Raw genomic sequence first — 7775 nt, forward strand, 5'->3', positions numbered from 1 at the left:
GCCCACGCCCGCCTCACGTCCTCGCTCATCGTCACTCCTTGTCCCGGAACTGCAGGGCCTGAATCACTTCGTCCTCGCCCGGCTTGTCCAGGCCGAGCAGGTCCGCAAGCGTCCACGACAAAGCAAGGCAATCAACTAGGCGGTTCTTTAGAAGCCTCTCGGATTGCCGCCACGATCCGGGCATCCTGCTCAGAGGCTGGCGGCGCGCCGCGACCGCGGCCGGCCATCGCGAGGGCGTACCAGCCGCGGAGTCGGGTGAGGGCGTAGTGCGCGAGGTTCACAGGGCTCATACCGATTGGACGCACCAGCGCGGCGATCGGTTCCCGGTCACGTTCGGTCGACGATCACCGCCTCGGCTTCAAGCCCGACCACGCGGTGGTCCAGCAGGTTCGCCACCATCCGGCGAGCACCACCCTCGGTGATGTGCGGGGCGGACCAGATCCGCTCCCGTCCGAGGTGGTCGCGGGCCGTCCACGAGACCTCCCAGAGCGGCATCCCAGGGATCGCGATCCGATCCTCCGGTCCGGCGACGCGGGTCGTCAACTCGATCCGCACGATGTCCCGGCTCAGCCCCATGGCGCGGACGGTACGCGCGAGGTGCGACAGATGAGATCCTTCGCTCGACAGACTTTGTCTAGTCGCTTGACTTGTTTTGTCTAGCAGGTTAGACTAATGTCATGATCGCACCGGCACCGACGAGGGAAATCGTCAAGCAGCTCAAGAACGCGGGCTTCATCAGCCGCGACGGCAAGGGCAGTCACACCATGTGGGCCTGCCCGCACGGCGTCTACGGCGTGTCCGTCCCCGTCGGCCACAAGACGATCTCCCCCGGAGTTCGCCGCAAGGTCGACCAGGCCATCGAGGGCTGTAAGACCAACTGCACGTAACCGAACGGGCGGCCCGCCCCCAGCGGGCCGCCCCCGACACCCACACCTACCCCTAGAGAAATGCGATCCATGACCACGTACCGCGTGAACGTCTACCGCGAAGACCGCTGGTGGATGATCGACGTCCCCGAACTCGACGGCCACCGCGGCGCCGACGGCTTGATCAACGTCGGCAGCCTCACCCAGGCCCGCCACTACACCGACATCGAACAAGAGGCACGCGACTTCATCTGCACCGTCGTCGACGCCGCCCCCTCCGCTGTCGACCTCGACGTGCACATCGACGTCGACGGTCTCGACGTGGGCGACGCCGCGGCCGCGATCGCCGCCGACCGCGCCACCGCGAAGGAGGCCGAAGCGCGCGCGATCAGCCGCTCCACCGACGTCGCTCGCCGCCTCTCCGCGGCCGGCGTGCCCATGCGTGAGATAGCCGAGATCGTCGGCGTCACGCACCAGCGCGTCGACCAGCTCATCAAGGGCGCGACCACACAGCCCCGCGAGCGGAGCGTGGCCTATTCCGCGGCCACCGGCAAGTACGGGACCGTCTCTACCCGAACAGGCGCCGGCAAGAAGCACGCCGCGCGTGTGACGGTCAGCGAGAAGACCGGGGCGCGCCGGGCTGCCAAGGCTGCGCACTCCTGAGACGACGAAAGCGGCCCCTCGACTGGTGAGAGTCGAGGGGCCGCCCGCGATGTAGCGCGATGCATGTCACGCTTATGAAGTTGTAACTCGAACCTTATCGGACCGATCCGACAACTAGGACGCTCTTCCGAGGTCCCGAATCTCCCGGTACCGGCGGCGGTACTCGTCGATCTCCGTGACGCCATGCGTGGCGAGCATGTCGATCAGATCGAGCGTGAGCTCCGAATACCGATCGCATCGTCGACGACACAGCGCCGCCTCCGCCTGCACAGCCTGCAACTGGCCGTCGATGTAGGCGAAGCTGCGGCGGTTGATCTGATCGATCCGCTCCGACAAATCGATGTCCGACGCCTTCAACTCCCGCTTCGTCTTGCCACGGTTGATCAGCCAGTTGATCAGGGCGACCGCGGCGCCCGAAGTGAACGCGGTTCCTACCAGCTCAGTGACTCCCATCAGCGGACTCCCCTCGCGGGATGATCCGGAGGATGGCCCTGATCTCAACTGCACGGAAACCGAGGTACGTGCCGAGCGCGGCCACGAGCCACGTGGCGAACGTAGTGGGCGGGCCACCGTTGTTCACCGTCACCGCGGTGAAGTAGGTAGCGCAGGCGGCGAGAAGGAACAGGGCGCCCACCTGCTCGAGCCGGAGGCTGTCGTCGAGGTCGAGGCGGGGGACGTACAGGGCGGCGAGGATCGCGACGGAGCCGATGCTCTGCATCGCGATGAACAGCCACACGAACGCGGGCCCGGTGGTCGCCAGCACGGACTCAGGCGCCCCGCCGACGGTGAGCTGCAGGATGGATGCCAGCACGCCGAAGGACACGCACAGGCGGTAGAGCGGGAAGTTGCCGGACTCGACTGAACGGTTTCCGCGGAGGAACATGCGGAGCTTCATGTGGGCCCCTTTCGTTGGAGGTGGCGGCGGGAAGTCCGCGAGTCTGCAGGCTTCCCGCCACACGTCGTCGGCCGGATCAGGCCGCATCTTCGGCGGCAGTCACCACGCGGCCATCACGGACCATCGCCTTGAGCTCGTCGAACGCCGGGCCGAACAGGATCTCGCGGGAACCGTGCCCGTCGGCGTCGTCGATGACCACCAACGGGGTGCTCGGCTGACGGCCCGGCGCGCACGCCTCATGGAAGACCACCAGCTCAGCCAGCGCGGTCTCGTCCTGCCGCACATCCACCTCGGTGAACGGCACACCAGCCTTGGTGAGCTGGATCTTCATCAGTCGGCAGGGCTGGCAGTTCGGCTGGCTGTACACCAGCGCGCGGGCGGTCACAGAGCACCGGCCGAGCGCTCACCACCGGCCGAGCTGGTGTCGGTGTTCGCGACGGCCACGCTGCCCGCGGCGGCGCCGACGAGCGCGGTCACCAAGGGCATCCACACGCCGATCTGCGCGTCGGTGACGATCCCGTAGCCGACGACCACGGCCTGCACGGCGGCGGCGAGCGCGTAGAACGCGGTGCGGAAGCTCGACACGGTGCGGGCCTGCACGGCGGCGATGACCGGGCCGAGGACCGCGGTGGCGACGCCGGCCCACAGGGCGGCCTTCGTCTCGTCGAGAACCCCGTAGGTGACGAGCAGTGTGGAGACGATCGGGAGGAGGGCGTAGAGGGCGGCGCGCAGGTCCGCGATGGTCTTGATGTTGAAGAGCATGATGGTCTCCTAGTGGTTCTGGGGATGGATGGTGGTGTCGCCGAAGTCCTGCTGGACAGCGACGGTTCCGTCGGGCGACCAGTAGATGGCGCCGTGCTGGAAGTCCTGGCGCACCGACCCGTCGGGGCGGCGCTGCTCATTCGAGATGGGCCAGCCGAGAGGGCCCTTCTCGTAGCCGTCGCGGGCCCAGCGGGCACCGATGCGGCCGGTCACGTAGAACGCGACCTTCCCGTCGCGGTGCCGGTACATCACGCCCTTCTCGAACGCCTGCACCTGCCCGTCGGGGAGGTTGGTGTGGTCGGCCACGGGGTAGCCGAGCGGACCGGACTCGTACTTGTAGACGCCGTAGTCACCCATCAGCTGCGCCGGCACGGCGTGCGCGCCGGTGGTGGGCGTCCAGTAGACGTGCGCGTTGGAGAACCCGACGAACCGTCCACGGCCGTCCGGGCAGGGGATCTCCTGCTTATCGACCCGTGTGCCGATCCAGGCGTGCGCCGTGTCGGCCGCGTACGCGTCGATCATGTTCACCACCGGCACCACGGGGGCAGGCGAGGTGAACTCGCGCACGAACGCCGAGAACCGGTCCCAGGGGAAGTTGCTGCCCACGTCGGTGTGGGAGCCGATCCGCAGAGCCTGGGTGACGTACTTGTGGTCGGAGAGGCCGTCGGCGACGCGATACGGCGGGGCGAGGACGGTCACGGCGAACCCGTACTTGCGGGCGTCCTGCACGGCCAGCCACGCGGCCACGCGGATGTCTCCCTCGCGGGCGAGCCACTGCGCCCGCGACCATCCGGCGAACGAACCGGCGAAGCACAGGTTGATCGTGCGGGAGTTCGCGTCGAGCACCGACCACGACGCGTAGTCGGTGTCGACGACGTCGCAGACGATGCCGTCGCGGATCGTGTAGTGGTAGCTGGCGCTGTTCGCCGAGTTGTTGCAGAACGCCGCCAGCCCTTCCGCGCTGCCGTCGCCCTCCTGGGTGTGCAGCAGGAAGTTGGTGATGCGGGCGCCGAACCGGTTGGAGCGGCTGTTGCCGAGCCGGTTGAGCTCGGTGAACGCGGGCTTGGGCATCGAGGTCTCCTTCGGGGTGTTTGAACCGCCGCTACCGCCGCCGATCACGGTGGCGGTGACGCCGGGATAGGTGGCGCCGTCGAGTAGGCGCTTGAAGTCCTGCTTGCCCTCGGGTCCGCCGTACGCTCGCGGCCACCAGGACACGTGCAGGTGCGGCGCGACGGCGCCGTTGCTGTTCTGATTCGGGTTGATCCGACCGATCCGCTGGCCGGCAGCGACCCGGTCGCCGACCTTGACCTCACGGACGATGTGCCCGTACTCGAAGCAGCCGCCGCCCTGGGCGTCGTCGGAGTCGATGACGAGCCAGCCTGCGGGGTCGGGGCCGCCGTACCCTGCAGCGGCGCCGGCGTACTGCACGGTGCCGGCCTGAATCGCGAACACGGGACGGCCGCCGGACCCGCCCGGCCAGCCGAAGTCGATGCCCTTATGCACAGCGTTGTCGAACGCCCGCCACCCGTAGCCCGAGGTGATCTGGTAGCCGCGATCGAGCGGATGGAACCGGGCGGTCACTTCGCCCACCGCTTCTGCTCGTTGCGCAGACACCGCGCCATCAGGTCGATCGCGCTGATCGGCTTGTTCTGCCAGTCCCGCCAGTGCGGTTCGAAGTAGCGGGCGGTGTGCATGCCGCCGCGGGCGAACCCATCCAGGCCCGCGATCGCCTCACCGACCTTCGGGCCCAGCTGCACGAGCTTCGAGAAGTCCGTGCCGGCTAGCTGCCACGCCACCGCGGGGAGCTTCGCGATGACGTCGTTCGCCCAGCGGATCGGGTCGACGAGGCTCATGTGCTGGATCAGGTCGGAGCCCTGCCGCAGGATCGACCCGGCCGGCATCGCCGTGATCACGTCGCCGGGGAAGGCGATGTCACACCACGCCCGCTTATCGTCGATCCACTGCCCGAAGATCCCCTCGCCGCCGATCGGCAGCGGGAATCCGTACTGGCGGCCCGGCTTGCGGCGGGCGTTCGCCAGTAGCCCCGCGAACACGACCTTCGCCACGTGCGGGTTCTGCTTGAGCCACTCGGTGAGGGTGACTGTGCCGAGGCTGTAGGCGATGATCGCCACCGGGCCCGGGGCCGCGGCGACCTCGCGGGAGATCATCTCGCAGCCGATCCGCACCGACTCCATCTCCGACGGCTTGAACGCACCGCCGCCGGCGGGGCCGATGCTCGCCGGGTAGTTGATCTCGATGACGCGGAACAGCTTCGGGTCCAGCTTGCGGACCACGTTGTCGAGCATGTTCCCGTCGAGCGGTTCACTGTTGCCGCGGAGCTGCAGCACGGTGAGCGGTGGTGTGGGCATGGTGCCTCCTGGGCTGGTGGGGGTGATCGGTGCGCCACTCGCGGGCGCGGGCGGCGGGTCGGAGGACAGCGACGGCGGCGTAGGCGAACACCTCGCACGCGGTGCTGGTGAAGGTGCGGGCCACGGCGGTCTCCTGCGGGTACAGGTGAGCCCCGGCGCGCACGAGGCGGGCCGGGGCTCAGAAGTCGGGTGGTTATGCGGCGTCGACGCCGCGGTACCGGTACACGGGGGTCACGTCCACGGTGACAGCCTGCGATCCGTCGTTGATCGTGAGCGCTACAGGCAGTTCAACCCGACGGAGCAGGGTGGTGCCGGAGTGCACTCCGTAGTGGGTGATGACGGTGCCATTGGCGACAGTGCCGCCAGGGATGGTGATGGTGCCTTTCGAGCCGGTGGACTGGTACCAGTCGGCGCCGGAGATCGTGGTCTTCACTGGTGAGCCCCACGTGGTATCGGCGTATGCGGTGCCCGCCCGGGTAGCCCCGGCGTACAGGCCGAGGCGATTGCCGAGCGCGCACACAGCGGCGGCGCAGGCGATTCCGTGATTGTCGGTGTAGATCGGTGCGGCCATGTCAGGGCTCCTTTGTGGCGAGGTAGGCGACCGTCCCGTGCGAGATGGCCGCGGTGAGCTGGTAGGTGTGCACCGTGGTTGCGCCAGTGGTGCGGAGGTCGAGGAGGTCGCCGCGGCGGCGGCCCTGCAGTGCGGGGTGGTTCATGACCGCGCGCCATGCGGTGCCGCGGTCATCGGCCCATTCGAGGTCGACGCCGAACTGACTGGGCCACCGCGTGCCATCCGGGGGCGGGTCGAGTTCATCGCCGGTCACATCGAGAAGATCAGCCACGCCTGCCCCCTTCCCCCTGCAGCTCCGGAACCGGGCGATCCAGGCCAGACCGATCCGGAGCCACCCTTCCCGCCGCCGCCCGGCACACCGCCATTGGCACCTCCGCCGCTGTACGTCGTCCCCTGGTAGGTGTAGTTGCCCGCCGATGCGCCGTCGTTGTTCACCAAGCTCGAACCGGACCCTTTGGCGCCGCCGGCCCCGGTGATGGTGCCGACGCCCGCGATGGTGGCGGTAGTTGGGTTTCCGTCAGTGCCAGCGTTGTTCGCCGATCCGCCTGGGCCGCCCGCGCCGACACTGACAGTGACTGTCAGCCAGGTGTTGCCGAAGGCGCCGCGGTCCCAACGAATCGCATTCCACCCTCCTGGGGCGCCACCGATTCCGCCCCAGCCGGGGAACCCTTGGGTGCCGCCCGCTCCACCCCCACCCCCGCCGAGGACGATCGCGTCGATGTAGCGGCACCAGGAGGGGATTGCGATGGTGCTGGTGGCGGTGACCGGCGTGGAGATGGCGGACTGGGCAGTGAATCCGCTGGCCGCGAGGTCGGTGCTGGCGGCGTGCTCGCGGCCGGTGAGCACCGCGAGCGCAGTCGCGTTGTCCCCTCCGACGGCAACGTCATCGCCGGGGAGTGCCAGTCCGACCGCGGTGGACAGGTCGAAGCCGCCACTATGGTCGCGCCCGGTGAAGCCGAGTGTTGCGGCGTCGAAAGCGGCGGCCAGGTCGAGCCCGCCCAATCCCAGCCGCGCCCAGTCCGTACCGGCCGCGGGGTCTCGGCCAGTGAGGGTGGAGGTGAGTATCACGGCGGCACGGTCCGCGGCCACAGCGACATCGAGCCCTGTCAGGGCGGGGATGGTCGCCGCGTAGTCCGTGCCGATTCCGCCATCTGAACCCGCGAGTTGCGGCACAATCTGCCAGCCGCCGCCCTGGCTGCCGCCGGGGATCACCCGGTCCACGGGCCAGCCCGCGCCGCCCTGCACAGGCGGGACCGGGACAGTGGTCCACGGCATCAGGGGCCCTCCGGTATCACTGCGCAGCCAGCCAGTCGGTGAGCCGCGCGACCGCGGTCCCGTGGTCCATCTGCTCGTCCCAGCGGACCAGCGGGGTGAGGCCGTTCGTCGGGTCGCCGTCTGCGTCGATCGGCACACCGTTCTCGTCGGAGAGGAACACCTCCGTGCCGGTGGCGGTGAAGAAGTCCAGGCACGAGATCGCGTAGTGCTGGCCGTCGTCGGCCCGGTAGAGCTTGGTGACGGGGCACATCCACGTCATGTCCATCACGAATTGCACGGTCACGCTCCCGTCTTGGTGAGAACCCACATCACGCCCGCAGCACCGAGGCCGCCTGCGCCGCCCGCGTTCGTGCCGGTAGGGCCACCACCTCCGC

General features: G+C 68.8%; 13 protein-coding genes. 2 read left to right on the plus strand and 11 right to left on the minus strand.

From position 1 onward, the window contains the following. Positions 1 to 327: 327 nt before the first annotated feature. Complete coding sequence (locus ACM9LD_RS24785) at positions 328 to 576, minus strand: hypothetical protein (protein ID WP_415679174.1); 249 nt, start codon at positions 574 to 576, stop codon at positions 328 to 330. A gap of 101 nt (positions 577 to 677) precedes the next feature. Here ACM9LD_RS24785 and ACM9LD_RS24790 point away from each other — a divergent pair, with 101 nt between their 5' ends. Then, positions 678 to 887, plus strand: a complete 210-nt coding sequence (locus ACM9LD_RS24790; RefSeq protein ID WP_415679175.1) for a type II toxin-antitoxin system HicA family toxin — start codon at positions 678 to 680, stop codon at positions 885 to 887. Between the two features lie 69 nt (positions 888 to 956). Then, a complete protein-coding gene (locus ACM9LD_RS24795) occupies positions 957 to 1529 on the plus strand; it encodes a hypothetical protein (protein WP_415679176.1) in 573 nt (190 codons plus the stop codon). Positions 1530 to 1643: 114 nt separating this feature from the next. Here the strand turns inward: ACM9LD_RS24795 and ACM9LD_RS24800 are convergent, their stop codons facing one another. From ACM9LD_RS24800 to ACM9LD_RS24845, 10 genes are all read right to left on the minus strand, one after another. Next, complete coding sequence (locus ACM9LD_RS24800) at positions 1644 to 1982, minus strand: hypothetical protein (RefSeq protein WP_415679177.1); 339 nt, start codon at positions 1980 to 1982, stop codon at positions 1644 to 1646. Further along, positions 1969 to 2424 carry a hypothetical protein gene (locus ACM9LD_RS24805; RefSeq protein ID WP_415679178.1) on the minus strand — a complete coding sequence of 152 codons (456 nt, stop codon included), beginning with the start codon at positions 2422 to 2424 and terminating at the stop codon, positions 1969 to 1971. The genes ACM9LD_RS24800 and ACM9LD_RS24805 overlap by 14 nt, the downstream gene beginning before the upstream one ends. A 76-nt stretch (positions 2425 to 2500) precedes the next feature. Then, entirely contained in the window at positions 2501 to 2809 is a 309-nt protein-coding gene (locus ACM9LD_RS24810) for a glutaredoxin family protein (protein WP_415679179.1), read from the minus strand. Beyond that, positions 2806 to 3186, minus strand: coding sequence for a phage holin (locus ACM9LD_RS24815; RefSeq protein WP_415679180.1), 381 nt, complete (start codon positions 3184 to 3186; stop codon positions 2806 to 2808). The genes ACM9LD_RS24810 and ACM9LD_RS24815 overlap by 4 nt, the downstream gene beginning before the upstream one ends. 9 nt (positions 3187 to 3195) lie before the next feature. Then, positions 3196 to 4776: a peptidoglycan DD-metalloendopeptidase family protein gene (locus ACM9LD_RS24820; RefSeq protein WP_415679181.1), complete on the minus strand. Its 1581-nt coding sequence runs from the start codon at positions 4774 to 4776 to the stop codon at positions 3196 to 3198. Further along, positions 4764 to 5555, minus strand: coding sequence for a hypothetical protein (locus ACM9LD_RS24825; protein ID WP_415679182.1), 792 nt, complete (start codon positions 5553 to 5555; stop codon positions 4764 to 4766). Before ACM9LD_RS24825 ends, ACM9LD_RS24820 begins: the two co-directional genes overlap by 13 nt. A gap of 193 nt (positions 5556 to 5748) precedes the next feature. Continuing rightward, positions 5749 to 6126: a hypothetical protein gene (locus ACM9LD_RS24830; RefSeq protein WP_415679183.1), complete on the minus strand. Its 378-nt coding sequence runs from the start codon at positions 6124 to 6126 to the stop codon at positions 5749 to 5751. Between the two features lies 1 nt (position 6127). Next, positions 6128 to 6397, minus strand: a complete 270-nt coding sequence (locus ACM9LD_RS24835) for a hypothetical protein (RefSeq protein WP_415679184.1) — start codon at positions 6395 to 6397, stop codon at positions 6128 to 6130. Beyond that, positions 6376 to 7347, minus strand: a complete 972-nt coding sequence (locus tag ACM9LD_RS24840) for a glycine-rich domain-containing protein (RefSeq protein WP_415679185.1) — start codon at positions 7345 to 7347, stop codon at positions 6376 to 6378. The genes ACM9LD_RS24835 and ACM9LD_RS24840 overlap by 22 nt, the downstream gene beginning before the upstream one ends. Before the next feature lie 70 nt (positions 7348 to 7417). Further along, on the minus strand, positions 7418 to 7684 hold the full coding sequence (locus ACM9LD_RS24845) for a DUF7572 family protein (RefSeq protein ID WP_415679186.1): 267 nt from the start codon (positions 7682 to 7684) through the stop codon (positions 7418 to 7420). Positions 7685 to 7775: the final 91 nt, after the last annotated feature.

The sequence above is a fragment of the Tsukamurella hominis genome (genome assembly GCF_965137015.1).
In the GTDB taxonomy this organism is placed as follows: Bacteria; Actinomycetota; Actinomycetes; order Mycobacteriales; family Mycobacteriaceae; genus Tsukamurella; species Tsukamurella hominis.